This is a genomic window from Mesorhizobium sp. WSM4837 (assembly GCF_055811435.1).
The window spans coordinates 1-25,133 of the sequence record NZ_JBVVQE010000060.1 but is presented as its reverse complement, the minus strand read 5'-3'; the positions used below and the strand labels follow the sequence as shown (position 1 = coordinate 25,133).

General features: G+C 62.7%; 23 protein-coding genes and 1 tRNA gene. 12 read left to right on the top strand and 12 right to left on the bottom strand.

What is annotated here, in order from left to right; all coding sequences use genetic code 11:
* The first annotated feature begins 2 nt into the window (after window positions 1–2).
* Window positions 3–944: a 2-hydroxyacid dehydrogenase gene (locus tag AC0L3D_RS27450; protein WP_473628987.1), complete on the top strand. Its 942-nt coding sequence runs from the start codon at window positions 3–5 to the stop codon at window positions 942–944.
* Here AC0L3D_RS27450 and AC0L3D_RS27445 read toward each other — a convergent pair.
* Window positions 941–1,273, bottom strand: a complete 333-nt coding sequence (locus AC0L3D_RS27445) for a hypothetical protein (RefSeq protein ID WP_023802068.1) — start codon at window positions 1,271–1,273, stop codon at window positions 941–943. The two genes, AC0L3D_RS27450 and AC0L3D_RS27445, sit on opposite strands and share 4 nt — an antisense overlap.
* Before the next feature lie 216 nt (window positions 1,274–1,489).
* Between AC0L3D_RS27445 and AC0L3D_RS27440 the strand changes: the two genes are divergently transcribed.
* Both AC0L3D_RS27440 and AC0L3D_RS27435 read left to right on the top strand, forming a co-directional pair.
* Complete coding sequence (locus AC0L3D_RS27440) at window positions 1,490–2,500, top strand: ligase-associated DNA damage response exonuclease (RefSeq protein WP_128168280.1); 1,011 nt, start codon at window positions 1,490–1,492, stop codon at window positions 2,498–2,500.
* 76 nt (window positions 2,501–2,576) lie between these two features.
* The gene (locus AC0L3D_RS27435) at window positions 2,577–4,178 is read left to right on the top strand and encodes a cisplatin damage response ATP-dependent DNA ligase (RefSeq protein ID WP_473628988.1); all 1,602 of its coding nucleotides are present in this window, start codon (window positions 2,577–2,579) and stop codon (window positions 4,176–4,178) included.
* Window positions 4,179–4,284: 106 nt separating this feature from the next.
* Here the strand turns inward: AC0L3D_RS27435 and AC0L3D_RS27430 are convergent, their stop codons facing one another.
* Entirely contained in the window at window positions 4,285–5,517 is a 1,233-nt protein-coding gene (locus AC0L3D_RS27430; RefSeq protein ID WP_473646387.1) for a hypothetical protein, read from the bottom strand.
* A gap of 339 nt (window positions 5,518–5,856) precedes the next feature.
* On the opposite strand from AC0L3D_RS27430, the gene AC0L3D_RS27425 reads away from it, so the two are divergent.
* Window positions 5,857–5,932: transfer RNA gene (locus AC0L3D_RS27425), tRNA-Thr, on the top strand.
* 811 nt (window positions 5,933–6,743) lie between these two features.
* Here the strand turns inward: AC0L3D_RS27425 and AC0L3D_RS27420 are convergent.
* Entirely contained in the window at window positions 6,744–6,881 is a 138-nt protein-coding gene (locus tag AC0L3D_RS27420) for a hypothetical protein (protein ID WP_473628990.1), read from the bottom strand.
* Between AC0L3D_RS27420 and AC0L3D_RS27415 the strand changes: the two genes are divergently transcribed.
* Both AC0L3D_RS27415 and AC0L3D_RS27410 read left to right on the top strand, forming a co-directional pair.
* Entirely contained in the window at window positions 6,880–7,095 is a 216-nt protein-coding gene (locus AC0L3D_RS27415; RefSeq protein ID WP_473628991.1) for a hypothetical protein, read from the top strand. The two genes, AC0L3D_RS27420 and AC0L3D_RS27415, sit on opposite strands and share 2 nt — an antisense overlap.
* Window positions 7,092–7,376 carry a hypothetical protein gene (locus AC0L3D_RS27410; protein ID WP_473628992.1) on the top strand — a complete coding sequence of 95 codons (285 nt, stop codon included), beginning with the start codon at window positions 7,092–7,094 and terminating at the stop codon, window positions 7,374–7,376. The genes AC0L3D_RS27415 and AC0L3D_RS27410 overlap by 4 nt, the downstream gene beginning before the upstream one ends.
* Here AC0L3D_RS27410 and AC0L3D_RS27405 read toward each other — a convergent pair.
* Window positions 7,373–7,558 carry a hypothetical protein gene (locus AC0L3D_RS27405; protein ID WP_473628993.1) on the bottom strand — a complete coding sequence of 62 codons (186 nt, stop codon included), beginning with the start codon at window positions 7,556–7,558 and terminating at the stop codon, window positions 7,373–7,375. The genes AC0L3D_RS27410 and AC0L3D_RS27405 overlap by 4 nt on opposite strands.
* 1,877 nt (window positions 7,559–9,435) lie before the next feature.
* Entirely contained in the window at window positions 9,436–10,563 is a 1,128-nt protein-coding gene (locus tag AC0L3D_RS27400) for a PQQ-dependent sugar dehydrogenase (RefSeq protein WP_473628994.1), read from the bottom strand.
* Between the two features lie 296 nt (window positions 10,564–10,859).
* Here AC0L3D_RS27400 and AC0L3D_RS27395 point away from each other — a divergent pair, with 296 nt between their 5' ends.
* From AC0L3D_RS27395 to AC0L3D_RS27385, 3 genes are all read left to right on the top strand, one after another.
* Window positions 10,860–11,285 carry a globin family protein gene (locus AC0L3D_RS27395; protein ID WP_023802903.1) on the top strand — a complete coding sequence of 142 codons (426 nt, stop codon included), beginning with the start codon at window positions 10,860–10,862 and terminating at the stop codon, window positions 11,283–11,285.
* Between the two features lie 65 nt (window positions 11,286–11,350).
* Window positions 11,351–11,677 (top strand): hypothetical protein, encoded by a 327-nt coding sequence (locus tag AC0L3D_RS27390; RefSeq protein ID WP_473628995.1) that lies wholly within the window; start codon window positions 11,351–11,353, stop codon window positions 11,675–11,677.
* 127 nt (window positions 11,678–11,804) lie between these two features.
* Window positions 11,805–12,338, top strand: coding sequence for a DUF2380 domain-containing protein (locus AC0L3D_RS27385; protein WP_473628996.1), 534 nt, complete (start codon window positions 11,805–11,807; stop codon window positions 12,336–12,338).
* Window positions 12,339–12,413: 75 nt separating this feature from the next.
* Here the strand turns inward: AC0L3D_RS27385 and AC0L3D_RS27380 are convergent, their stop codons facing one another.
* The 5 genes from AC0L3D_RS27380 to AC0L3D_RS27360 are packed head-to-tail and all read right to left on the bottom strand — an operon-like array spanning window position 12,414 to window position 17,696.
* On the bottom strand, window positions 12,414–13,244 hold the full coding sequence (locus AC0L3D_RS27380; protein WP_287066903.1) for a dipeptide ABC transporter ATP-binding protein: 831 nt from the start codon (window positions 13,242–13,244) through the stop codon (window positions 12,414–12,416).
* Entirely contained in the window at window positions 13,241–14,116 is an 876-nt protein-coding gene (locus tag AC0L3D_RS27375; RefSeq protein ID WP_473629021.1) for an ABC transporter ATP-binding protein, read from the bottom strand. The genes AC0L3D_RS27380 and AC0L3D_RS27375 overlap by 4 nt, the downstream gene beginning before the upstream one ends.
* 2 nt (window positions 14,117–14,118) lie before the next feature.
* Complete coding sequence (locus tag AC0L3D_RS27370) at window positions 14,119–15,036, bottom strand: ABC transporter permease subunit (RefSeq protein WP_023802898.1); 918 nt, start codon at window positions 15,034–15,036, stop codon at window positions 14,119–14,121.
* A 1-nt stretch (window position 15,037) separates the two neighbouring features.
* Window positions 15,038–16,045: an ABC transporter permease subunit gene (locus AC0L3D_RS27365; protein WP_023802897.1), complete on the bottom strand. Its 1,008-nt coding sequence runs from the start codon at window positions 16,043–16,045 to the stop codon at window positions 15,038–15,040.
* A gap of 58 nt (window positions 16,046–16,103) precedes the next feature.
* Entirely contained in the window at window positions 16,104–17,696 is a 1,593-nt protein-coding gene (locus AC0L3D_RS27360; protein ID WP_023802896.1) for an ABC transporter substrate-binding protein, read from the bottom strand.
* Window positions 17,697–18,124: 428 nt separating this feature from the next.
* Between AC0L3D_RS27360 and AC0L3D_RS27355 the strand changes: the two genes are divergently transcribed.
* Together AC0L3D_RS27355 and AC0L3D_RS27350 are read left to right on the top strand one after the other, a co-directional pair.
* Window positions 18,125–20,041, top strand: coding sequence for a long-chain-fatty-acid--CoA ligase (locus tag AC0L3D_RS27355; protein ID WP_473536472.1), 1,917 nt, complete (start codon window positions 18,125–18,127; stop codon window positions 20,039–20,041).
* 29 nt (window positions 20,042–20,070) lie between these two features.
* Window positions 20,071–20,832 carry a class I SAM-dependent methyltransferase gene (locus AC0L3D_RS27350; RefSeq protein WP_473480047.1) on the top strand — a complete coding sequence of 254 codons (762 nt, stop codon included), beginning with the start codon at window positions 20,071–20,073 and terminating at the stop codon, window positions 20,830–20,832.
* Here AC0L3D_RS27350 and AC0L3D_RS27345 read toward each other — a convergent pair.
* Window positions 20,816–21,538, bottom strand: coding sequence for an HAD family hydrolase (locus tag AC0L3D_RS27345; RefSeq protein ID WP_023802893.1), 723 nt, complete (start codon window positions 21,536–21,538; stop codon window positions 20,816–20,818). The genes AC0L3D_RS27350 and AC0L3D_RS27345 overlap by 17 nt on opposite strands.
* 5 nt (window positions 21,539–21,543) lie before the next feature.
* Entirely contained in the window at window positions 21,544–23,187 is a 1,644-nt protein-coding gene (pgi, locus tag AC0L3D_RS27340) for a glucose-6-phosphate isomerase (protein WP_023802892.1), read from the bottom strand.
* A 370-nt stretch (window positions 23,188–23,557) separates the two neighbouring features.
* Between pgi and pdxR the strand changes: the two genes are divergently transcribed.
* Window positions 23,558–25,133, top strand: a 1,576-nt coding sequence (gene pdxR / locus AC0L3D_RS27335) for a MocR-like pyridoxine biosynthesis transcription factor PdxR (protein ID WP_473646386.1), incomplete at its 3' end; no start/stop codon positions are given.

Genomic DNA, 25,133 nt, shown 5'->3' with positions numbered 1-25,133 from the left:
CCATGGAAAAAGGCCGCGTCCTGCTTGCCCTCACCGGTATCCATCCAGGCCGTTGGCGCGAACTCTTGTCGGCCGAACGCGAGGTGGTGCTCGAGCCGGAAGGCGCCAGCGATCCTTCGATCACCTATGCGGTGGTTTGGAAGCAGCGGCCGAACCTTCTGTCGTCCCTGCCCAATCTGCGCGCTGTCTTTTCGATCGGCGCCGGCGTCGACCACATCTTCGCCGATCCCACTTTGCCCGACGTGCCGATCGTCAAGGTCGTGGCCGACAATTTGACCCACTACATGACCGAATATGTCGTCTGGCGGGTGCTCGATCACCATCGCCAGGGCCTGCTTTACCGGTCGCAGCAGCAAAGGAAGATCTGGCACGAGTCGCCGCAGCGGCCGGCCGGCGACATCTCCATCGGCATCATGGGGCTCGGCACGCTTGGCCGCGCGGCGGCGTCTGTGCTTTTGTCGCTCGGCTTTGCGGTCAATGGCTGGTCGCGCAGCGACAGGCCGGTGAAAGGCGTTTCGACCTATGCCGGCGAGGCCGGATTGATCCCCTTCCTCAACGCCACCGATATCCTGGTGGCGCTGTTGCCGCTTACGCCGCAGACGCAAGGCATCATCAATTACGGCGTGCTGAAGGAGTTGAGGAAACGCAACGGCCTCGGCGGCTCAGTGCTGATCAATGCCGGGCGCGGCAAGTTGCAGAAGGACGCCGACATTCTGCGTGCGCTGGAGGACGGCACGCTCAAGGAGGCGAGCCTCGACGTGTTCGAGGTCGAGCCGCTGCCGAAGACCAGCCGGCTATGGAGCCACCCAAAGGTCTTTGTGACGCCGCATGCGGCGGCGACCTCCGATCCCGTGCATCTGGTGCCGATCATGCTGCGCCAGATGGCCGCCTTCGAGCGCGGCGAAAAGCTCGAGAACGTCGTCGATCGCAACGCGGGGTATTAACCCGGCTTGCCACATTCGCGGCGGGCGATCGACCGGTTCATGGCGTCGATCCGGCCACTTGCCTGTTCGACGTCGCGCTGGGCCTTGGAACGGGCATCCGGCGTGAACGGGCCGAGGCCCACCCCGGGATCGGAGAAGGACGGCTTGGCATCCTGCGGAAGGCGGTATTGCTGCGCCAGCCGGTTTCGTTGCGCCACCAATTGATCGCAAGGCACGCTGTCATATTGCAGCGAGGACTGGACATTCGCGTCCTGTCGCTCGGCGATCGAGGTGCCGACGCAACCGGCTATTGCCAGGCAAGATGCCAAGACCACCAAGTTCCAGCGCATGCAACGTCCTCCTTGTCGGTGTTCTGCCCTTTCGGGCATGCGAATCGGACTTTTTCGCAGCCGCCGCCACGTGTGGCGCAGGTGAACGAAAAGGGTCGCCGGACAAGGCCTGATGCGATTTCGTGATGGAGATCCCGCCGACAGTTGCCTGTATGCCGAGTCAGCAGTCACTTGCAACAGGCTTCCCGCGCCGGAATTAGCAACTATCTTGGAGCCATGCGCGCCAGCGACCTGCTTCACCCTCGGCCCGAGGGCCTTTATTGCCCGCCCGGCGATTTCTTCATCGATCCGGTGCGGCCGGTCAGCCGGGCGCTGATCACACACGGCCATTCCGACCATGCCCGTTCCGGCCACCGCTCGGTGCTGGCTACACAACAGACGCTGGACATCATGCGGCTGCGCTACGGCGAGGGTTTTGCCGGGACGACGCAAGCGGCAGCACTTGGCGAGGCGATTGCGCTGAACGGCGTCACCGTAACCTTCCATCCGGCCGGCCATGTGCTGGGCTCGGCGCAGATCGAGGTCGTGCATCAGGGCTCATGCATCGTCGCTTCGGGCGACTACAAGCGCCAGAGGGACGCGACTTGCGAGCCGTTCGAACCGGTCAAGTGCGACGTGTTCATCACCGAGGCGACTTTCGGCCTGCCGGTGTTCCGTCATCCGCCCGATACCGAAGAGATCGCCCGCCTGCTGAAATCGACCGCGCAGTTTCCCGAACGCGCGCATCTGGTCGGCGCCTATGCGCTCGGCAAGGCGCAGCGCGTCATGCGCTTGCTGCGCGACGCCGGCTACGACAGGCCGATCTATATCCACGGCGCGCTGGCCAAGCTCAGCGACTACTATCAGAGCCAGGGCATCGAGCTCGGGGCGCTGGAGCCGGCGACCGTCGAAAGTAGTGGCAAGGAGGATTTTACCGGCGCCATCGTCGTCGGGCCGCCATCGGCGTTCGCCGATCGCTGGGCGCGGCGCTTTCCCGATCCGATCTCGTGCTTTGCCTCCGGCTGGATGCGCATCCGCCAGCGCGCCAAGCAGGGCGGCGTCGAGCTGCCGCTGATCGTTTCCGACCATGCCGACTGGGACGAACTGACCGCCACGATAAGGGAAACCGGCGCGGAGGAAATCTGGGTGACGCATGGCCGCGAGGAGGCCCTGGTGCGCTGGTGCGAACTCGAAGGCATCGCTGCCAGGCCGCTGCATCTCGTCGGCTATGAGGATGAGGGCGATTGATGGTGGTCACGGCCGATGTAGCGCTTCACGGCGGCGCGACAGAACGCAAGGCTGGCCCATTGGCGCGGCCCGCATTATGAACCGCTTCGCCGAACTCCTCGACCGCCTCGTGCTGACGCCGTCGCGCAACGGCAAGCTGAAGCTGTTGAGCGATTATTTCCGCAGCGTCGAGGATCCGGATCGCGGTCTGGCGCTGGCTGCCATCACCGGCGACCTGACCATCGCGGCGGTCAAGCCGGCGATGCTGCGCGCGCTGGTCATGCAGCGCATGGACCCGGTGCTGTTCGGCTATTCCTACGACTATGTCGGCGACCTGGCGGAGACCGTGTCGCTGGTCTGGCCGCAATCACCGGCGGATATCGCCAACCATGAGCCGACGCTCGCCGAGGTCGTCGCGAAATTGCAGGCGGCGAGCCGTTCCGACGGGCCGAAGGTGCTGGCCCGGCTGCTCGACAGCGCCAGCATCTCGGCGCGCTTCGCCGTCATCAAGCTGGTCACCGGCGGCCTGCGCATCGGCGTTTCGGCGCGATTGGCCAAGCAGGCGCTGGCCGATCTCGGCAAGGTCGACATCGCTGAGATCGAAGAACTCTGGCATGGGCTGATACCGCCCTATGCCGAGCTGTTCGCCTGGCTGGAGGGCAAGGCAGAAAAACCCAAAAAGACAGCGCTGGCGCTGTTCCGGCCGGTGATGCTGTCCAACCCGATCGGTGACGGCGACCTCGAAAAGCTCGATCCGGCCGACTATGCCGCCGAGTGGAAATGGGACGGCATCCGCGTCCAGGCGGTATCGGAAGGCGGTGTTCGCCGGCTCTACTCGCGCACCGGCGACGATGTCTCCCGGGCTTTTCCTGACCTCGCAGAGGCGATGGATTTCTCCGCCACCCTCGACGGCGAGCTTCTGGTCGGCGATCCCCGGCAGGCGACCGGCACGTTCTCGGACCTGCAGCAGCGGCTGAACCGCAAGAGCGTGACACCGAAGATCCAGCAGCAATACCCGGCCTTCATGCGCTGCTACGACGTGCTTCAGATCGGCGACGAGGACTTGCGCACGCACCCTTTCCGCGAGCGGCGCGGCCGCCTCGAAGGCTTCGTGCAGACGCTCGATCCGAGCCGCTTCGATCTTTCGCCGCTTGTCGAATTCACCGACTGGCAGGCGCTGGAGGAATTGCGCCGCAAGCCGCTGCATCCGGTCATCGAAGGCGTGATGCTGAAGCGCTGGGATTCGCCCTATCTCACCGGCCGGCCGAAAGGCCCATGGTTCAAATGGAAGCGCGATCCGCACACAATCGACGCCGTGCTGATGTATGCCCAGCGCGGTCACGGCAAGCGTTCGAGTTTCTATTCCGACTACACGTTTGGCGTGTGGTCCGGCCCGGAAGGATCGGAGGAACTGGTGCCGGTGGGGAAAGCCTATTTCGGTTTCACCGACGAGGAACTGAGGCAGATCGACAAATATGTCCGCGACAACACGATCGAGCGCTTCGGCCCGGTCCGCTCGGTGCGGGCCGACCGCAGACAAGGCCTGGTACTGGAGGTGGCGTTCGAAGGGCTTAACCGCTCGACACGGCACAAATCCGGTGTCGCCATGCGCTTTCCGCGCATTTCACGGCTGCGCTGGGACAAGCCGGCGGCCGAAGCCGACCGCATCGAGACGCTGCAGGCGCTGCTCGATAGTTAGAGCGACGTGCGTCCAATTGGACGCACAAAGTACGATCTAACTGTTATAATCTACGCATCGTGCTTTCCGAAAATCGATTCCGATTTTCGGGCCGATGCGTTGAGGCTCAAGGAACAATCGCGACGCGGATCTCGTAGATGTCGACCGACTTGCCCTGCTTGTCGAAGTCGGAATTGATGGCGATGGTGCCGGCAGCGCCCGGACGCTTGTCGGGAAACCGCACATCGAAGAGGTATTCGTTGCGCTCGTGGCCGACCGCGTAGCGCTTGCGGCCGCAGTCGCCGAGTTCGCCGAAATTGCAGTCGACGGAGATCTGCGTCTCCTGGCCCTCCTCGGAGCGGGCGATGATGTCGAACGTGGCGTGCTTGCCGGCGAGTTTGTCCAAGACGCCTTGCTCGACGTCGAAGCTGATCGCCGAACCGGAGGCGCCCGACCGGATGCGCAGGAAGGAACCGCTGTCGTCCTGCATGGTTTCGGCCTTGGCATCCGAAGGCGCGCTGACAAGCGTCGGGTCGCTCGGTGAAAACACATTGATCCAGTCGCGCGCCTCATCCGCCTCGCCGGCGTTCAGCGGCGGGGCCGTGTCGCCTGGCGGCGTGAAATCATCGTCTTCCACCGTCGGTGGCGTTTGCGGCGGGGCGGTGTCGAGTTCGGCCGCCGACTTGAAGACGCCGGTCTGGGCAGCGAAATAGAGGCCGATGCCAGCGGCTGCAAGCAGCGTCACGCCGAGGAAGATCGCGGTGAGAGGCAGGCGGGGACCTTTCACCCGCCTGTCGTCGCGGTCGGGCATCACCTCTGCGTCGCCGTCCCCGGCCGATTGGGGGGACGACAAGTCGACCTCCGGCGCATCGGGAAAAGCCGCTTCGGGCATGATGTCGGGAACGACCGGCAAGACGCGCGAGCGCGGCGCATCGGAAGCAGGGGGCGCGTCCGAAACAGGAGGCGCGACCGATGCAGGAGACTCCGCCGGACCGTCAACAATGACCTCAGGCGGCGGCGCCGGTTCAGCGTCGGCGCCGGCATCCGGTTCGGCATCGGCCTGGGGTTCGGCATCGGCTTCGCTGCCAGGCGGCTGCTCCACAGCCGGTGCTGCAGCGTCGTCATCGGTCGGCCGGCCGACAGCGGGAACCGCCGGCAGGAATTCGGATTCGATTTCGGTTATCTTGGCCTGCACCGCCTTGCGGCGCTTGATGGCGACTTCCACCGTCACGTTCGGGTTGGCCTGCAGGGCGCGATCAAGCGCGGCGAAGGCCGATCGGTAGACCCGCTCGCGAAACGCGCGGTCCTCGGCATTGCCTTTCTCGAAGGCATTCCGGATCGCTTTTTCGATCGCGTCCAACGGGGACCCCTCTGCACGTACGGTCATATTGTCATGATCGTTAGCCGCAGGCGACCGATCAATCAACGGGCCAGCGGCCGCATTCTGCCTTGGCGATGCATCCAAAGCCGATTTCGGCGGTTTTCGGTAAAGGAATCAACATTTTTCGCCGGTTTCCCGATGCAGCGCCAACGCGACGTCGCACAACCTGGCGTTGAGGCTTCGCGCAACCACATGGCCGACCGGTGGGCGGTCGCTTATAGGCCCGGGATGAGCCGACACGAATTGCCAAGTCCCATCTTGAATTTGTGGCGGGTTGCGTCTATCACCCAGCGCATCTTGGAGGCCCTGGCTTCCCGGGCCGCTTTAGCTCAGTTGGTAGAGCACATCATTCGTAATGATGGGGTCAGGTGTTCGAGTCACCTAAGCGGCACCAGTTTTCTCTTCGGAAAATCAATTGCTTAGTTGATGGCCGGTTTTGGCCGCATCCGCGAAAATCATCCGGGGCACCGCAGGGGCACCCCCAGACGCATTTTCAGCCCCGACATAATATTTTGCCCCCGGCCCCTGAACTTCCGGCAGACTTGCGGAAAGTCCAGATCCTTTCGCGCGCGATGTGACATCACCAAAACCTTGGCCAAAGCGACGGACAGCGAGCCCCTGGTCGACCAGACCTTGCGGGGCGGCTCGCGACTGCGGATTTCTGTCCAGCAGCCATCTACTCACCATCTATTTTAGACACCCCTGAGAGCTTCCATGAGGCCGTGCAGACGACACTGGCTAGCTTCGACATTCGGGACGAGGCAAGGTCTGGCCGACTACTCCCGCACATTAACCGCCTTCGGGACATTGTTGCTCGGCTTTGAGAGCCCCGAGTAGCGGCAGAAAATTTCTATGGGCGCCCTCGGCGGAACACTCAAAAGGTTCAAAAGTCCACTTTGCAGGCGGCTTTCGTCTCTCTTCAGCGCTGGGCCGCGTACGCCGGTTAATGGCCGAAGGCCCCGCTTTCCGGAAAGCAAAACTTTTTCCAATGTTTTCCCCGGTGTGGGAATTCCCACAGCCGAGCCTGGTCCGACTGGCATATCCTTGTTGCAACATCCAGGCCTGCGCAGAAGCCATAAGGTGTCCCGCGATGGGTCAATAAGTCTGGCACGGCAGTTGCATGGTCAGGTATGGGGGAATGGGGCGGAGGCCCGTCGCTTCGCAAATGTAGCGGCGGGTCTTCTGCATAGAGGTCGCGTCCCAGTCTACGCGCTGCCGTCCGTCTCGCTTTCCTCGTCTATCGCCCGGACCGGCAGTAAGCAGCTGTAGGTATCGGCGAAGTCGAGATCGAGGAAGACATAGGGAGTGTCTACGAAGTGGTCCTCGATGCGATAGTCCACCATGACGAACGCTTGGCGTGCTGACCACACCGGCGCCATATCGGCCGAATGGCAAAAGGGCTGGACGTTCCAATCTCTGATCGACGCGAAGATGACGGTGACGGCGCACTGCCATCATGGGCCGTGTCACCACCGTGACACGCTCGATCTGGTAAAGCTGCGCGATCGGTTCGGCCCTGATGCGCCATCGCGAGGCAAAGGACGGGCGATAGAATGAAGGCCCTAAGAAACTTGGAACATAAGGCGGCAGAAAACATTGTTGGCGCCATGGACAAGAACGCTGGCGACAATCTTCCTGAATGGTTTGCGAGCCGCCTGCCCGAGGATCCGGTGATCCGTGCAGATATTCGGACTAGGATTTCGAGAGAGATCGATGGGAAAAATGGGCTCTCCGGTGCGGTGCTCACTAAAGGCGGGAGGGACGACAATCTGGTCGAAAAAAAGGAAGAAGCCACGCCGCCCCCGACAACCAACCGTCCGGGGTTCCTTGGCTCCTAGTCCTGTCTGCTCTCAATGTTGGCCTGGGCAGGGTACGCGCTGGCCGGTTCGTATTTTCTATCCTTATCGAGTTCAAGGTCGACGTCGTGGTCTTCATCATCCACTAGCGCAAGAGTTCCCCTCAGCGGATTGCGCGATTTCACGTCCACCTCGCCATCCTGATACTCAACAAGTTTAGGCATGACCTTCTCCATTACTCTCTAGGGGCCGCAACGCCCGTCGCGGGCGGCAGGCCGGGTTGTTGTTGTTCGGGAGTTATGTCGGGCAGTCGTGCTGCTTCTTGCTTCTCTTCGACGTAAAGTCGTCGGTTATCATGCGGCTTATCCAAAGGCGCCAGGGGCCGCTTCTCTCAAGACGCGCTGGAAAGGTATCTAACTCGTGCCGGCAGTCAAGGGGCTGCCAATGTGCGACTCGCTATTGAAAGGCTTTAAGGCAGGCAAGATGGGAGCCGTCGCGAAACTCAGCAATCGCGCGCTGCTGAAGGCGCGCAGCCCAGACGACGGTAACGATCAAAGGGAGACGTTTCGTAGGCGAAGGCAGAGTTCTTCAGCCTGCTCAAAGAAGTCTGATGCTGCACGTGTCGGATGCCGCGCGTCTATGCTGGCTGTCGGGGATATGCCGCTGTCAGGTCATTTATCGTTACGACAAGGCTGTTTGTGGTTGGGCGACTTATTTGCGCTCCAGGTCGCCTTGACGTGCGCGGTGAAACAGCAGGGAGTCAGAAAAAATCTGGCGGGATTTCGAAGCAACGTTTTCTCCGACTTGTATCCCTCCGTGCCGAAAATCGGGACCGGCCCCTCCTTGGGACTGATTGTGACTATTACCGCCGTTGGAAATATGAATGTCTACGGGCGTCGCGCCGCAGGCCGGGCGAGCACGGACCGTACCGAAAGCGGCAAGTCTAATAAAGGGGGTTGAAATGCGACATCAGCTGACTGGCAACGCCGGTCTGTACCACGTAGCGCGGGAACTATCGCGGCGCGGTTGGCATGTCATGCCCACCGTGCGAAACGCACGTGGCGCAGACCTCTATGCCGCAAGCGACGATGAGAGCCGCGTCCTACCGATTCAGTCAAAAGCTCTATCGAAGAAAGACCCAGTGCCGCTGGGTGGTTCGCTGGACACCCTTCGCTCAGATTGGTGGGTTCTAACGATCAATGCGAACACCGCAGCACCAACGTGCTATGTCCTCACGAAGGACGAAGTGAAAGCCGCAGCGCATCGGGGAATGAGTGCAACTGGCACGATATCGTATTGGCTACAGCCAAAGTCCTATGCGCTTCCTCAGTATCAAGAAGCATGGGACAGGCTCGGCAGCCCTGCCGCTCCCGGAAGCCTTTGAAACTCAAACTGCAGCTGTAGCTCCTCAAGCAATGGATAGCACATGACGGTCTTGGACACTGTACGGGAGTTCATCCAAGGGAAAGCTCCCCGCGCCGTTTGCGACGACTGCATTGCGGACAGTATCAAACTGTCAATTCGCCAGCACGCCAATCACAAGACACGAGAGCTTGCCTGCGCATTCGGATTCAGCCGACGAAAAGAGGTCTGCTCCACGTGCAAGAAGACAAAGAACGTCATTAGCTACGCCCACAGGACCGGCTAGGCCGGCAAATCTAGACAGTACATGAGGCGTGCTCGCCGAGGTGCCGACGACCACCGGCACCGGCCGCTTCAGTCATGCACCTGGACATAAGGCTGTCGGTAGTTGGCTAGCGTTGCCGCTACAGGCGCACCCGTCAGGCTCGCAGCGGCACTGTCGGGCCATTTGTCGGCCAGGGTCGCGACTGCCGCGCAGAGAACTGGCCTATAGCTTTCTAAAGAAGCCGGACAGAATATTCGGACCCACTTCGCCGGGCCGCAGTCTAATCCCGTCCTCGAATGAGTTCAGCGTCATGCAGAGCGCAACAAAATCAGCAATTTCTGTGGCAAATGTAGGACTTTTGAATTTCACTCAGGTCTTCGCGTCACTAAGCGACACTAATATTTCTCAAGGCTTAGCGGGATTCCGAGGGTAGAGCGACCAGTTCAGAAAACGCGCCTGTCGCACCGCGCGGCATCACTGCGACGCTGCCGGCGTCAGTCGCAATATCTTTCCCGCTGGTTCGTCGGTTAGCGCCATGACCGCGCCGTCGGGGGCCTGCACCACGTCCCGGATACGCCTGCCGAGAGCGAGGACTTCCTCGCCGGCGACCTGCTTTCCGTCGATCCTGACACGAACGATGCCTTCCGCCGACAGTCCGCCAATCAAGAGGTCGCCGCGCCAATCGGCAAACATGTCGCCGGTGTAGAAGGTCATGCCGGAAGGCGAGATGACGGGTGTCCAGCTATGGATGGAGTCGGCAAACTCCGGCCGCGTCGACGGTTCGGGGATGCGTTCGCCCGAATAGTGCCGGCCCCAGCTGACCACGGGCCAGCCGTGATTCCTGCCCGCTTGCGGAATGTTCAGCTCATCGCCGCCGAGCGGTCCCATTTCCGCCGTCCAGAGCACGCCGGATTCGGGTTGGAGCGCAGCACTTTGCACATTGCGATGGCCGTAGGACCAGATCTCGTCGGCGCCGTCCTTGCCGACGAACGGATTGTCGTCAGGCACGGAACCATCGGGGTTGATGCGGACGATCGTGCCGAGATGATTGTTCGGGTCCTGCGCCTCTCGCATCTTGCCGCGCTCACCGAGCGTGACGAAGAGCTTGCCGTCCGGCGCGAATACCAGGCGGGAGCCGTAGTGCAGCCGGCTGGATACGGCTGGTTCCTGCCGGAAGATCACTTCGAAGTTCGAAAGCGCGCTGCCGTTCTTGTCCAGGCGGCCACGGCCGACCGAGGTGGCCGCGCCGCCGCCGCGTTGCTCCGAATAGGAGAGATAAACCGTTCGGTTGTTGGCAAAGTCCGGATCGAGCGCCACATCCAGCAGACCGCCTTGTCCGCTGGCAAGGACGTCCGGCACACCGTCGATCGGATCGGAAACGGCTCCGTCGGTCAAGACAAGCCGCAGCCGCCCCGGACGCTCGGTGACCAGCAACGCGCCGTCGGGCAGGTAAGTCGCGCCCCAGGGATGCTCAAGCCCTTCGGCAAAGGTCTCGACCGCAACGCGGCCTGTCTCGCTCTCGATGCTGCTGCCCTGCGCGAGCGTGGTCGAGGGGGCACCGAAGGCGAGAAGAAAAGACGAAGCAATGAATATCCGCAGCATGATTTCTCCATCCGAACGGAGGCATAGGGGAGGAGCCGCCGGCTCTCCGATATAATGACCGACTGCCGATGCAGTTCCAAGCTGGCGCCGCGCCAGGTTTTTCAGCTATGGCCAGGTCGAGGTCGGCGAGAGTTCGGCCTGGCCACTCTCGGCGTGCCTCTAGATAAAGAAGTCAAATGAGCGCGAACTGAAACCAATTGAGACACAACTGAAACACATCCAGGCGCAGGCGACATGCATGCGAAACGCTTTGGGGCGATGGTCGCCGCAAGACCAGGAACGCAGGAGCGTCGCCGATGACACCCGACCAGACCAGACTTGTCCAGGACAGTTTTCGCGAGATCGTGCCGATCCGCGTGGCCGCCGCCGCGCTGTTCTACGAGCGCCTGTTCGCGATCGACGCGGATCTTCGCGCGCTGTTTCCGGTGACAGACATGACCAAGCAAGGCGCCAAGCTGATAGCGAGCCTCGGCTTCGTCGTGCATGGACTGGACCGAGCCGACACCATCCTGCCGACGGTGCGCGTGCTCGCCAGGCGTCACGTGACTTACGGTGTCGAGGAGCGTCATTACCCGATCGTCGGACAAGCGCTCATCGAGACGCTGGCGGCCGGCCTCGGCACGGCTTTTACGCCGGCTGTCCGCGAGGCTTGGGAGGCGGCCTACGGGTTGCTCGCCAGCGTAATGATCGCGGCTGCCCGTGAGGATCAGCTCGCAGCGTAATTTTGGGGGATGCAGCCGCAGGCGACCACCCACCCAAACGACAATTCCAAATGGAGAGAAACACGATGTTCAGATACACAGCACTTGCGGCGCTTTGCGTCGTGGCAGGTTCCACTTCTGCCGGCGAACTCACGGCCCGTCAGGGTGGGACCGTCGATCTCGGCAATTTTCACGGCGTCGTCTACTACACCGAGGCGGAGGACGGCTATCGGGTGGTCACCACGATGGCGGCGGGCGAAGAAAACCTGCCAGTGCGCTTCGTCGCGACCCTCAGCGAGGGCCAGGCGTTCGTGATCTCGGTCCCGGGCGCGTTGGCAGGGGCCGGCCAGGCACTCGAAATCTCGCGCGCCAAAGGCAAGCTGGTTGTGGCGGAGGTGGAGTCCACCCAGTAACAGGTTGAAAGTTGACGTCGCGACGCAACCGGGTAGTCTGCGCCCGCTTCCGCGTCTTCCAGCAGCGCGAAGAGACAAATCGGCACCGTCATTGGGATGGGTATCGTCCTAACCTCGGAGAAACGAGATGCTCAAGGTGCAAAGTGCGGAAGTTCGATTTCGACTTTTTGAGTGTGGACAATTTTTCCTGATCCTGATGGTCGCTGGTCTACTTGCGCCGGCCGCTTTTGCCGATGTCGTCGAGCCAGCGACCCTCGCCGTCGCGGATTTCGAGTTCAGGGATACATCAGGCGAAGTCAGGGACCAGACCGCCGAACACGAAGCGCGACTGAAGGCATTTGGCGTTACGTTGCAGGATGGCCTTTCGGAGAAGATCAAGCTGGTCGCGTTACCCTGTCAGGCAGAACAGTGCACCATCAAGGACCCCGGCCTTGTCGATCTCTCGAAACAGGCAAAAACAGCCAGCGCGAAATATCTCCTGATCGGTCAGGTGCACAAGATGAGCACGCTGGTCGGCTGGGTGAAGTTTGCAGTGCTGGATTTGAGCAACAACAAACCTATCTGCGATCGATACCTGACTTACCGGGGAGATACCGACGAAGCATGGCGGCGAGCAGCAGAGTTCACCGCGCGTGACGTCGAGAAGCACTGCATTCCGTAGGAATCGCCGTCGCTGTAGTCTTTGATCAGCCGGCGCCCTGAACCTCAGCATGGGCTGGGTACCGCAATTGCGGCGTCAGGCGGCCTTCTTCTTCGCCAGCCTCGCCTTGATGCTGGCGACGTCGGCGCGCGGCGTCGCCGCGAACAGCGTTTTGGTGTAGCTGTGCTTGGGGTCGGCAAAGACCTCGTCGCGCGAACCGTACTCGACGGCCTCGCCATAATACATGACCATCACCTCGTCGGCGATGTAGCGCACCACCGACAGGTCGTGGCTGATGAAGACATAGGTCAGCTCGAACTCGTCCTGCAGGTCGGCGAGCAGGTTGAGCACCTGCGCCTGCACCGACAGATCGAGCGCCGAGACCGGCTCGTCGAGCACCAAAAGGCTCGGATTGAGCATCAGCGCGCGGGCAATGGCGATGCGCTGGCGCTGGCCGCCCGAGAACATGTGCGGATAGCGGTTGTAGTGCTCCGGTCCAAGGCCGACCTTCTTCAGCATCTTCATGGCGAGATCGCGCCGTTCGTCGGCTGGCGTGTCGGTGTTGATGAGCAGCGGCTCGCCCAGCACGTCGCCGATCTTCTGGCGCGGATTGAGCGAACCATAGGGGTTCTGGAAGACGATCTGCACCTTGCGACGCATCTCCTTCGTCAGCCCATTTTTGGCGATGTCGACCTTGTTGCCGTCGATGAAGAGTTCGCCCGCTGTCGCCGGATCGATCAGCGTGATGATACGTGCGAGCGTCGACTTGCCGCAGCCGCTTTCGCCGACGATGGCCAGCGTCTTGCCCTTGTCAACACTGAACGAAACGCCCTTGACCGCATGCACCGTGCGCGAGGGACGAAACAGGCCGCCGCCGACATGGTAGTCGCGCACGATGTTCTTGCCTTCGAGAACCGTCACGCTCATGACGCGGCTCCCGCAGCACGCCCGGCTCCAGCAGCAGAGGGGGCCGGTTCGAACAGCATGTCGGAAATGGTCGGCAGCCGGTCGCCGACGGCGTTCTCCGGCAGCGCCGACAGCAGCGCGCGCGTGTAGTTGCTCTTCGGCTGCTCGAACAGCGACAGAACGTCGGCCTCTTCCATCTTGCGGCCCTTGTACTGGACGATGACGCGGTCGGCTGTCTCGGCGACGACGCCCATATTGTGGGTGATCATGATCAGGCCCATGCCGTATTTGGCCTGCAAGCCGACCAAAAGGTCGAGAATCTGCTTCTGGATGGTGACGTCGAGCGCGGTGGTCGGCTCATCGGCGATCAGCAGCTTCGGATTGCAGGCGATGGCGATGGCGATCATGACGCGCTGGCACTGGCCGCCCGACATCTGGTGCGGGAATGAGTTCAGCCGCTCTTCCGGATCGGCGATGCCGACCAGCTTCATCAGTTCGATGGCACGGGCCCGGCGCTGGGCGCGGTCCATGCCCAAATGGAAGCGCAGCACCTCCTCGATCTGAAAACCAGCGGTGAAGCACGGGTTGAGGCTGGCGATCGGCTCCTGGAAGATCATCGAGATGTCCTTGCCGACGATCTTGCGGCGCTCGGACGGGCTGAGCTCAAGCAGGTCGATGCCGTCGAAGGCCATGCGATTGGCCTTTACCGTCGCCGTGTTCGGCAACAGCCCCATCACCGCGAGCATCGCCACCGATTTGCCGGAGCCGGATTCGCCGACGATCGCCAGCACCTCGCGCGGCTCGATCGACAGGTCGATGCCTTGCACGGCCATGAATGGTCCGGCGGCGGTATCAAACGACACGGTGAGGTTCTTGATCTCGAGAAGAGGCATGGTCACGACCTCTTCAGCTTGGGGTCGAAGGCATCGCGCAGGCCATCGCCGATCAGGTTGATCGCAAGCACCGTGATCAGGATGGCAAGGCCGGGGAAGGTCACCACCCATGGCGCGCGCAGGATGAACTCGCGCGCCGTGGCCAGCATGGTGCCCCATTCCGGGGTTGGCGGCTGCGCGCCGACGCCAAGGAAGCCAAGAGCCGCGGCCTCGAGAATGGCGTTGGAGAAGGACAGCGTCGCCTGCACGATCAGCGGCGCCATGCAGTTCGGCAGGATCGTCTTCACCATCAGCCTGAGATGGCTGGCACCGGCCACCTTGGCGGAGATCACATATTCGCGGTTCTTTTCGGCCATCACCGCCGCACGGGTGAGCCGCGCGAAATGCGGCTGCAGCACCAGCGCGATCGCCAGCATGGCGTTGAACAGGCCGGGTCCGAGGATCGCCACCAGAACTAGGGCAAGCAGCAGCGACGGGAAGGCCAGGATGACGTCCATGACGCGCATGATCAGCGTATCGACCCAGCCGCGGAAATAGCCGGCGAGCACGCCGAGGACGATACCGCTGGTCAGCGAGAAAACAACGACGACCAGACCGATGAACAGCGAGAACCGAGCCCCGAAAATCAGCCGCGAAAGCATGTCGCGGCCAACGGCGTCGGTGCCGAGCAGGAACGTCGATCTGCCGCCCTCCTGCCAGGCCGGCGGCGCCAGCAGCGCATCGCGGAACTGTTCGTCAGGCGAATGCGGCGCGACCAACGGCGCGAAGATCGCCACCAGCACCAGCGCAGTGAACACGACCAGGCCGATGACGGCGCCGGTGTTCATCGAGTAGTAATGCCAGAACTCGGTGAAGGCGCGTTGCCGGCCGCCGGTCGGAATGGAGGCGGCGGTGGCTTCTGCCGTGGTTTGGTCGGTCATCTCACTGCACCCGGATACGTGGGTTGATGACGGCGTAGAGCACGTCGACGATCAGGTTCACCGCCATGACGATCAGCGCGATGATCAGCAAGCCGCTCTGGACGACAACATAGTCGCGCTTGGCGATCGCGTCGATCATCCACTTGCCGATACCAGGCCAGGAAAAGATCGTTTCGGTCAGGATGGCGCCCGCCATCAGCGTGCCGACCTGCAGGCCGATGGTGGTGACGACGGGGATCAGCGCATTGCGAAAAGCGTGGAGCCCGATGACGCGACGCGGCGCCAGGCCCTTGGCGCGGGCGGTGCGGACATAGTCTTCGCCCAGCACCTCCAGCATCGCCGACCGCGTCTGGCGCGCTATGACGGCGAGCGGGATTGTCGCCAGCACGATCGCCGGCAGGACAAGATGACTGGCGGCGGACCTGAAAGCGCCGCTCTTGCCGGAGATCAGGCTGTCGATCAGCATGAACCCCGTCGTCGGCTTGAAGAAATATTGAAGGCCGATGCGGCCGGAAACCGGCGTCCAGCCGAGATAGCCGGAGAAGAAGATGATGAGCAGCAGTCCCCACCAGAAGATCGGCATCGAATAGCCGGTCAGCGCCACGCCCATCGTCGCCTGGTCGAACCAGGATCCGCGCTTGACCGCGGCGAAGATGCCGGCGGGAATGCCGATGAGCACGGCGATGATCAGCGCGATCGTCGCCAGTTCCAGCGTCGCCGGAAACAGCGCTTGGAATTCACCGAGCACCGGCCGCTTGGTGGCGAGCGATATGCCGAAGTCGCCGGTCAGGACCCTGCCGATATACTCGAGATACTGGACGACATAGGGCCGGTTGTAGCCAAACCGCTCGACAAGCTCGGCGTAGCGTTCCGGGCTGACGCCGCGCTCGCCGGCCAGGGCCGTGATCGGGTCGCCCGGCAAAAGCCGGACGAAAGCGAACGCCGCCAGCGATATGCCGAACACGGTCGGGATGATCAAGGCGAGCTTGTGGAGGAGATAGCGGAGCATCTTGCTTCATAGAACGGCGGCGCTTTAAGTCCAGCGTCGCCGTTCTATTTCTCAGCAGTTATTCGGCGACGTCGACGCCGTCAAACCGGTGGATGCCGAGCGGATCCATGACGAAGCCCGTAACTTTCTTGTTCATCGGCATGAAGACCTTGGAATGGGCGATGGTCAGCCACGGCGCCTCACGCTTGAACACGACCTGAGCCTCCTCGTAGATCTTGGTGCGCTCGGCGACGTCCGTGGTCGCCTTGCCCTTCTGCAGGAGGGCTTCGAACTCCTGGTTGCACCAGATCGCATAGTTGGACTGGCCGATGGCATCGCAGCCGAGCAGGAATAGGAAGTTGTCCGGGTCGCCATTGTCGCCGGTCCAGCCGAGCTGGAAGGCCCCGTCACGGTCCTTCTGCTTGCCGCGTTCGCGATACTCGGTCCATTCGTAGCTGACGATCTCGGCCTTCACGCCGATCTTGGCGTAGTCGGCCTGGATCAGTTCCGCGACCCGTTGGGCATTCGGATTGTACGGGCGGCTGACCGGCATTGCCCAGATCTTCATCGACAGATCCGTGACGCCGGCATCAGTCAGCATCTTCTTGGCCGCGTCGGGATCGTAGGGATCGTCCTTGACCTCCTTGTTATAGGACCACATCGTCGGCGGGATCGGGTTTATCGCCGCCTGGCCAGCGCCCTGATAGACGGCATCGAGAATGGCCTGCTTGTTGACGGCCATGTTGAGGGCCTTGCGGACCTCGACCTTGTCGAAGGGCGCCTGCGTCGTGTTGTAGGCCATGTAGCCGATGTTCAGGCCTTCCTGCTCGTCGACCTTGAGGTTCGGGTCGGCTTTCAGGCCGGCAATGTCGGCCGGCGCCGGGTACGACATGATATCGCACTCGCCCGCCTTCAGCTTCTGCGCGCGCACGGCCGGATCGGTGGTGATGGCAAAGATCAGATCGTCGATCTTCTGGCGGCCGCCATAGTAGCCGTCCCATGCCGCATAGCGGATGACCGCGTCGACCTGGTAGTCGACGAACTGGAACGGACCGGTGCCGATCGGCTTCTGGGTGAATTGCTGCCTGGTGCCAGCCTTGTCGAGCTGGTCGGCATATTCCTTGGAGACGATCGAAGCGAAATCCATGCCGAGATCCGGCAGAAAAGCGACCTCAGGCTTGTTCAGCACGAACTTCACCGTCAGGTCGTCGACCTTGACGATTTCCTTGAGAAGATCCGGGAAGCCCATGCCGGCAAAATATTCCCAGCCGGTGCCTGCCAGATAGTCGAACCACGGGTTTTCCTTCTTCCACTGGCGCTCGAAGGAGAAGATCACGTCGTCGGCGTTGAGATCGCGCGTCGGCGTGAAGTAGTCGGTGGTCTGGAACTTCACGCCCGGCCGAAGCTTGAACGTGTATTCGAGACCGTCGTCGGAAACCGTCCAGCTCTCGGCGAGGCCAGGCGTGATGGTGGTCTTGCCGTGTTCGAACTCGACCAGGCGCGAATAGATGGTGCGCGACGACGCGTCGAAATCGTTGCCACCGCTCCACGGCGACGGGTCGAAGCCGGCCGGCGACGCCTCCGAGCAGTAGACCAGCTGTTTCGCATTGGCCATGCCGCCGAGGACGCTTGCGGCCAGCAACGCGGCCGCAAAAGTCAGTTTCTTTTTCATGGAGGACTCCCTGATGTTCTTCCAAGCCCCTCTATCAGGCTCGTGAAGCGCGCATATAAGCACCGTTTTTCCGGCTTTGGAACACCCCGTTTGCCTACCCCATGGGAAGCAGAATTTATTTCTGCGCACTCGCCAAAAAGGAGAAAAAAATGTCAGTTACCGCCTATCACGGTAATGTTAACGACTGCATTTTTTTATTGATCTTCAACCCGGCGTTGGTGAGGAACTGCGACCTTCGGCTGGTCGTTGCCGCGGACGATTTCTTCCCACCTTGCCGCAGGCACAGACTTGCACGGCTGCCGATAGTCGCAATACATAGATGACAGGCTGGATTTCCTGGATGCCGGCAGCAGTGGAGGACGTCTCTGTCATTCGGAGGCGACGCGGCGAGCAGGCAGAGACAATAAGAACAATCGAGGGAGGGACGAGTGGCAAAAACACCAAGGACGACGGCACCAGCGACAGCCAAGGCCAAAACTGCTGCGAAACCGGCCAGCCCCGACAAGCTAAAAGCGCCGACGGCCAAAGCCAAGCCGAAGGCGGCCGCGGTGCCCGCCAAGGGTGGCGCAAAGCCCGCCGCCGCCAAACCAGCGGCGAAGGCAGCACCGACAGCGGCTGCATCGACGTCAAACCCAGGTCCGGCCACAAGGCTGCCGAATGTGGTTGCCGCCGGATTGCCGGAAAAACCCTGGCTCAAAAGCTATCCGAAAGTCGTTCCGGCCGAGATCGGCGCTCTGCCCTTCGGCTCCATCGGCGATCTGCTCGCCGACGTCTGCAAGCAGTACGCCAGCCGGCCTGCCTTTACCTGCATGGGCAAGACCATCACCTATGCGGAAGTCGAGCGGCAATCGGCCGCCTTCGGCGCCTATCTGCAATCGACGGGACTGCCGAAAGGCGCACGCGTGGCGCTGATGATGCCGAACGTGCTGCAATATCCGGTTGCGATGATGGCAGTGCTGCGCGCTGGCTATGTCATGGTCAACGTCAACCCGCTCTACACGCCGCGCGAGCTGGAACATCAGCTCAAGGATTCCGGCGCGCAAGCCATCGTCATTCTCGAGAATTTCGCCAGCACCTTGCAGGCGGTGATCGCCAAAACGGCGGTCAAGCATGTCGTGGTCGCGGCGATGGGCGACATGCTTGGCGGCCTGAAGGGGACGATCGTCAATCTCGTCGTGCGCCGCGTGAAGAAGATGGTGCCGGCCTGGTCGCTGCCGGGCCATGTCAAGTTCAACGCAGCGTTGAAGGCAGCCGCCGGCATGAATTTCAAGCCGGCGAAGGTCGCTGCCGACGACGTCGCCTTCCTGCAATATACCGGCGGCACCACCGGCATCTCGAAGGGCGCGGTGCTGCTGCACAGCAACGTGCTGGCCAACGTCGCGCAGAACGCGCTGTGGATCGAGGACGCCTTCACGGTCAAGCCCAAGCCGGCGCATCTCAACTTCATCTGCGCGCTGCCGCTCTATCATATCTTCGCGCTGACGGTGAACGCGCTGATGGGCATGCAACTGGGTGGCCAGAACATACTCATTCCCAATCCGCGCGACATTCCCGGGTTCGTCAAGCAACTCGGCAAATACCCGATCCACATCTTTCCAGGCCTCAACACGCTGTTCAACGCGCTGCTCAACAATGAGGATTTCCGCAAGCTCGACTTCAGGCCGCTGATCCTGACGCTGGGTGGCGGCATGGCGGTGCAGAAGGGTGTCGCCGAACGCTGGAAGGCGTTGACCGGCTGCCCGGTCACCGAGGGCTACGGGCTTTCGGAAACCTCGCCGGTGGCCACCGCCAACACATTCAGCGACGGCAACTTCACCGGCACGATCGGCCTGCCGCTGCCCTCGACCGAGATCGCCATCCGCGACGAAGACGGCAATGATTTGCCGCCCGGCGAAGTCGGCGAGATCTGCATCCGCGGACCACAGGTGATGGCCGGTTACTGGAACCGGCCGGACGAGACCGCCAAGGTGATGACCAAGGACGGTTTCTTCAAGTCGGGCGACATGGGCTTCATGGACGAGCGCGGCTTCACCAAGATCGTCGACCGCAAGAAAGACATGATCCTTGTGTCCGGCTTCAACGTCTATCCGAACGAACTCGAGGAAGTGGTGGCGCTGCATCCGGGCGTGCTCGAAGTGGCCGCGATCGGCGTGCCGGACGAGCATTCAGGCGAAGTGCCGAAGCTGTTCGTCGTCAAGAAGGACCCGTCGCTGACCGCAGAGGTGCTGACTGTCTATTGCCGCGAGAACCTGACCGGTTACAAGCGGCCAAAATACATCGAGTTTCGGACCGAACTGCCGAAGACGCCGGTCGGCAAGATCCTGCGGCGGGCGTTGCGGGAATAGGAAGAATTTGGGCGGGAATAGGGACAATTTTGGCCGATAGCCTTACTGTCGATGACGCGGCGGATACGCTTTCCCGTCCCGATCCGCTAACGTTCATCAAGGCGAACATGCGTATCGCCCCTGTTGCCGCGCTTCCCGAAATCCGGCTTTATGCAGCCCATCCAGCGAGCGGACTGTGGCGGCTGACGCGTCCACAAGGACGAGCAGCCGAGCCGGAAGAAGAAGCAAACGAAGCCGACGAGGATGGCCCCGAGCCGCAGCCTCCTTACTGGGCCTATGCCTGGGCCGGCGGCGCGGTGCTTGCCCGCTACATCCTCGATCGGCCGGAGACCGTGGCTGGGCTTCGCGTGCTCGATCTCGGCGCCGGGTCTGGCCTCGTCGGTATCGCCGCGGCAAGGGCCGGCGCCAGCCAAGTGATTGCATCCGAGATCGACCGCAATGGCGTCGCCGCGCTCGGTCTCAATGCGGCGGCGAACGGCGTCGAAATCACGGTCGTCGGCGAGGACATCACCGCTGGTCCGCCGCCGCCAGTGGACGTCGTGGCAGCCGGCGACTTGTTTTACCGGCAAGATCTCGCCGACCGGGTCATCCCCTTCCTCGACCGCTGCCTGGCCGCCGGCATCAATGTGCTGATCGGCGACCCGGGCCGCGCCTACTTGCCCCGCTCGCGGCTTCACCTTCTGGCCGAATACCAGGTGCCGGATGTCGGCCAAGGCACGGCGACGAAGCCGAGCGGCGTCTTCTCGTTCGAGCCGGAGCAACCCGGAGGCGAGTTCAGATCGTCTCCTTGACCTTTGCCGAAAGAAAGTCGGGCAGATCGGCAACCGAATCCAGAATGACGTCGGCGATCTGCGACAGCGATTCCCGCGTGCCGGTGCCGGAAAGCACGCCGATCGCCAGACCGCAGCCGCCGGCCCGCGCCATCTCCAGATCGTGGCGATTGTCGCCGACCACGGCGATCGCGGCAGGCCTCAGGCCGGTCAGGTCCGAGAAGGCGAGGATCGTGTCGGGCGCCGGTTTCGGATTGGCCACCGCGTCGTAACCATAGGCGGCGTCGAACAGCTGCGCGACGCCCAGCGTGAGCAATGTCTTCTCAGCGCCAGTGGTCGAATCGTTGGTGGCGACGCCGAGCCGGTAGGATTTCCTGTGAAGAACGCCAAGCGTCTCGACGATGCCCGGCAGCGCCACCGCCATCGACGAGCCCTGCACCGACGTGATCTCGTTGAAGCGGGCGACGGCAAGCATCTGGTCTTCATCCGACAGTCGCGGAAACCAAAGCTCGACGACATCCATGTTGGTGCCGGAGGCAAAGATGGAATCGGGCTTGAAGCGTTTGGTGGCGAAATCGTAGCCCGCCGCGGCAAGCAGCCTGTCGGCCTTCCAGCGGTCGCCCTCCGCCGCATCCATCGCCATGAAATCGGCAACGCCGAGCCACGTCGCGTTGAAGTCGACAAGGGTGCCGTCCTTGTCGAACAATATTCCCTTGATCTCGGCCAAGCCGCTTACTCCGATCCGCGCAATCGATGGATGTGTCCCACCAGTCCGGCAGTCGAAGCGTCCCGCTTTGCGGCATTCTCCTTGCCTTCCACGACAGGCAGCAGCCCGGTCGCCAGTTCCTTGCCCAACTCGACGCCCCACTGGTCGAAGGAATTGATGTTGAAGAGCGTGCCCTCGACGAAGACGCGGTGCTCATAGAGCGCGATCAGCCGTCCGAACGTATGCGGATCGAGTTGTCTGTAGAGGATCGTCACCGAGGGCCGGTTGCCGGAGAAGACGCGATGCGGGGCGATCCTGTCGACCTCGGTGGGCGCCATGCCCTTTGCCAGCATCTGCGCACGCGCTTCCTCCAGCGTGCGACCCTTCATGAACGCCTCCGACTGCGCCAGGCAGTTGGCGAGCAACAGGTCGTGGTGATGATTGAGATCCGGCTCATGGCCGATGGCTGCGGCGAGGAATTCGACCGGAATGAAATCGGTGCCCTGGTGCAGCAGCTGGAAGAAGGCGTGCTGGCCATTGGTGCCGGGCTCGCCCCAGACCAGCGGGCCGGTCGGCGTCTGGACAGCGCCGCCGTCGAGGGTGACGCTCTTGCCGTTCGATTCCATATCGAGCTGCTGCAGATAGGCCGGCAGCCTGGACAGGCGCTGGTCGTAGGGAATGACGGCGCGGGCGGGGTATTGGCAGATCACCCGATGCCACCAGCCGATCAGCCCCATCAGCGCCGGCAGGTTGCTGGCCAGCGGCGCCGTCTGGAAATGTTCGTCCATCGCATGCGCGCCATCGAGAAAGGCGCGAAAATTCTTCGGGCCGACGGCGATCATCACCGGCAGGCCGATCGCGCCCCACACCGAATAGCGTCCGCCGACCCAGTCCCAGAAGCCGAAGACGCGGTCGGACGCAATGCCGAACTTGGCCACCAGGTCGAGCGCCGTCGAGACGGCGGCGAAATGCTTGCCGACCGCTTCCTTGCCGAGCGCCTTCTGCACCCATTCGCGCGCCGTCTCGGCATTGGTCATCGTCTCGATGGTGGTGAAGGTCTTGGAAGCAACGATGAACAGCGTGGTTTCGGCGGAGAGGCCCTTCAGCGTGTCGTGGATATGGGCGCCATCGATGTTCGACACGTAATGCGTGCGCGGCCCGTCATGATAGGGCGCCAGCGCCAGCGTCGCCATGGCCGGGCCAAGGTCGGACCCGCCGATGCCGATGTTGACGATGTCGGTGATCTTCTTGCCGGTGGCGCCGGCCGCCTTGCCGGAGCGCACGGCATCGGCGAAGCCGCCCATCGCATCGAGCACGGCGACAACCTGCGCCTTGACGTCCTGGCCGTCGAGCACGATGCCCTTGCCGTTCAGGTTGCGCAGCGCGGTGTGCAGCACGGCGCGGCCTTCGGTGACGTTGATCTTCTTGCCCGAGAACATCGCAGCGCGCCGGCCTTCGAGATCGGCGGCTGCCGCCAGCTTCTCGAGCAGATCCATCGTCTGCGCATCGACCGCGCATTTCGACCAGTCGAGCAGCAGGTCCCCGTCGGTGGCGGAGAATTTTTCGAAGCGCTGCGGATCGGCGGCGAAAGCCTCGCGCATGCTGCCCGATTTGGCCGCACGGTGATCGCGCAGGGCGTCGAGCTGTTTTTGAAAGGACGATTGATCCACTGCCTTACTCCGAGCCTTGAAATGCCAACATAACAGACCGGGTGTTTCCGGCGCGTGTCGTCGCGCCGAACTATCTAGCCGAAATCGACTGGTTTCAATGCGCCGCGATGACGCGTTGCGTCAGGCAGCGATGACGCAACGCGGCACGCGGGGGATGGCGCGCTGCGTCAGGCAGCCGGATGACGCTTTGCGTCACCAGCGGGATTACGCGCTGCGTCACCAGCGGGATGACGCTTTGCGTCACCCTTGGGAAGGATCACTGGCGTAAATCCCAGTGATCAGAAAAATTGATTGGCGCAACAGCTTGTGCCACCGGTACATTCGACTGGTCCAGCCAGGTGAAAAAGGCTGGCCATCGAGGAACATCCGCATGCCACAGCGAAACGACACGGCCATATGGTCCGGCCTGTTCCGGATTTCGGCGGAATCCGGCCAGACCCTGCAGGCGCAGATCCGCCAAGCGATCGTCGCCGCCATCCTCGACCGGCAAATCGCCGCTTCGATGCCGCTTCCGTCCTGCCGGATCCTGGCCGAGAAACTCGGCGTGGCGCGCGGCACCGTCGTGCTGGCATTCCAGCAGCTCGTCGACCAGGGTTTCCTGGTGGCGCGCGAACGGCGCGGCCATTTCGTCAATCCGGACGTGCTGGCGACGCCGGCCAAACCGCACCAGAAGGCGCCAGACCAGGCCAATGAGATCGACTGGAAGGCGCGCCGGCAGATCGCGGCCAGTGACATGCCGCCGCCGGCCAAGCACGACAACTGGATCAAGTCGTCCTACCCCTTCGTCTATGGCCAGTTCGATCCGGCACTGTTCCCGACAGCCGAGTGGCGCGAGTGCAACCGCATGGCGCTGGCCGTGCTCGAGATCCGCAATTGGGCGTCCGACATGGTCGACCGCGACGATCCGCTTTTGATCGAGCAGATCCAGGCGCGGCTGTTGCCGCGGCGCGGCATCTTCGCCAATCCCGATGAGATCATCGTCACGCTCGGCGCGCAGAACGCGCTCTACATGCTGGCGACGCTGCTGATGACCAAGGGCTCCAAGGTGGCCATGGAAGACCCCGGCTATCCCGACGCACGCTCGATCTTCCGGCTGGCGGGTGCCGACGTCGCACCGGTCCCGGTCGACCATTCCGGCATTGTAACCGCTTCTATTCCCAACGTTTCCGGCTTCGTCTTCGTGACGCCCAGCCACCATTGCCCGACCATGGTGCCGCTGTCGGCGGAGCGCCGGCAGGATTTGCTGGCGCGCGCCAATCGCCACAACCAGATCATCATCGAGGACGGCTATGACAGCCAGCTTCTGGACGAGGCGCCGCAGCAGGCGCTGAAGAGCCTCGACCGTTCCGGCCGCGTCATCTATGTCGGCTCGATGTCGAAGACGCTGGCTCCGGGCCTTAGGCTCGGCTACATCGTCGCCTCGGCCGGGCTGATCTCCGAGCTTCGCGCGCTGCGCCGCTTCATGCTGCGTCATCCGCCGGCCAACAACCAGCGCGCGGTCGCGCTGTTCCTGTCGCTTGGCCATCACGAGGCGCTGGTGCGGCGGCTGTCGAGCGCCTTCGACGAACGGCGCAAGCGTCTGATCCATGCGATTTCCGCCTTCCTGCCGGAGTGGCGCTCGACCGATTCCGCCGGCGGCGCGTCGCTCTGGCTCGAAGGGCCGCGCGGCACCGATTCGCGCGGGCTGGCCGAGGCCGCCGCCTCGCGCAGCGTCATCATCGAGCCCGGCGACCGTTTCTTCGACCGCACCGAAAAGCCGTCGCGCTTCATGCGGCTCGGCATCTCCTCGATCGCGCTGCAGCACATCGAGCCCGGCATCCGCGAGCTGGCGAGGGGGGGGGGGGGGGGGGCGCCGCCGCCCCCGCGCGGGGGGGGGGGGCGGCGGGGGGGGCCGGCGGGGGGCGGGAGGGTGGGAGTGGGCCCCGCCGGCGGCGGGCGATGGGCGG

Coding starts and splice junctions, on each gene's coding strand:
- AC0L3D_RS27450 (WP_473628987.1), top strand. CDS start 3: ATGGAAAAAGGCCGCGTCCTGCTTGCCCTCACCGGTATCCATCCAGGC.
- AC0L3D_RS27445 (WP_023802068.1), bottom strand. CDS start 1,273: ATGCGCTGGAACTTGGTGGTCTTGGCATCTTGCCTGGCAATAGCCGGT.
- AC0L3D_RS27440 (WP_128168280.1), top strand. CDS start 1,490: ATGCGCGCCAGCGACCTGCTTCACCCTCGGCCCGAGGGCCTTTATTGC.
- AC0L3D_RS27435 (WP_473628988.1), top strand. CDS start 2,577: ATGAACCGCTTCGCCGAACTCCTCGACCGCCTCGTGCTGACGCCGTCG.
- AC0L3D_RS27415 (WP_473628991.1), top strand. CDS start 6,880: ATGACGAACGCTTGGCGTGCTGACCACACCGGCGCCATATCGGCCGAA.
- AC0L3D_RS27420 (WP_473628990.1), bottom strand. CDS start 6,881: ATGGTGGACTATCGCATCGAGGACCACTTCGTAGACACTCCCTATGTC.
- AC0L3D_RS27410 (WP_473628992.1), top strand. CDS start 7,092: ATGAAGGCCCTAAGAAACTTGGAACATAAGGCGGCAGAAAACATTGTT.
- AC0L3D_RS27405 (WP_473628993.1), bottom strand. CDS start 7,558: ATGCCTAAACTTGTTGAGTATCAGGATGGCGAGGTGGACGTGAAATCG.
- AC0L3D_RS27400 (WP_473628994.1), bottom strand. CDS start 10,563: ATGCTGCGGATATTCATTGCTTCGTCTTTTCTTCTCGCCTTCGGTGCC.
- AC0L3D_RS27395 (WP_023802903.1), top strand. CDS start 10,860: ATGACACCCGACCAGACCAGACTTGTCCAGGACAGTTTTCGCGAGATC.
- AC0L3D_RS27390 (WP_473628995.1), top strand. CDS start 11,351: ATGTTCAGATACACAGCACTTGCGGCGCTTTGCGTCGTGGCAGGTTCC.
- AC0L3D_RS27385 (WP_473628996.1), top strand. CDS start 11,805: ATGCTCAAGGTGCAAAGTGCGGAAGTTCGATTTCGACTTTTTGAGTGT.
- AC0L3D_RS27380 (WP_287066903.1), bottom strand. CDS start 13,244: ATGAGCGTGACGGTTCTCGAAGGCAAGAACATCGTGCGCGACTACCAT.
- AC0L3D_RS27375 (WP_473629021.1), bottom strand. CDS start 14,116: ATGCCTCTTCTCGAGATCAAGAACCTCACCGTGTCGTTTGATACCGCC.
- AC0L3D_RS27370 (WP_023802898.1), bottom strand. CDS start 15,036: ATGACCGACCAAACCACGGCAGAAGCCACCGCCGCCTCCATTCCGACC.
- AC0L3D_RS27365 (WP_023802897.1), bottom strand. CDS start 16,045: ATGCTCCGCTATCTCCTCCACAAGCTCGCCTTGATCATCCCGACCGTG.
- AC0L3D_RS27360 (WP_023802896.1), bottom strand. CDS start 17,696: ATGAAAAAGAAACTGACTTTTGCGGCCGCGTTGCTGGCCGCAAGCGTC.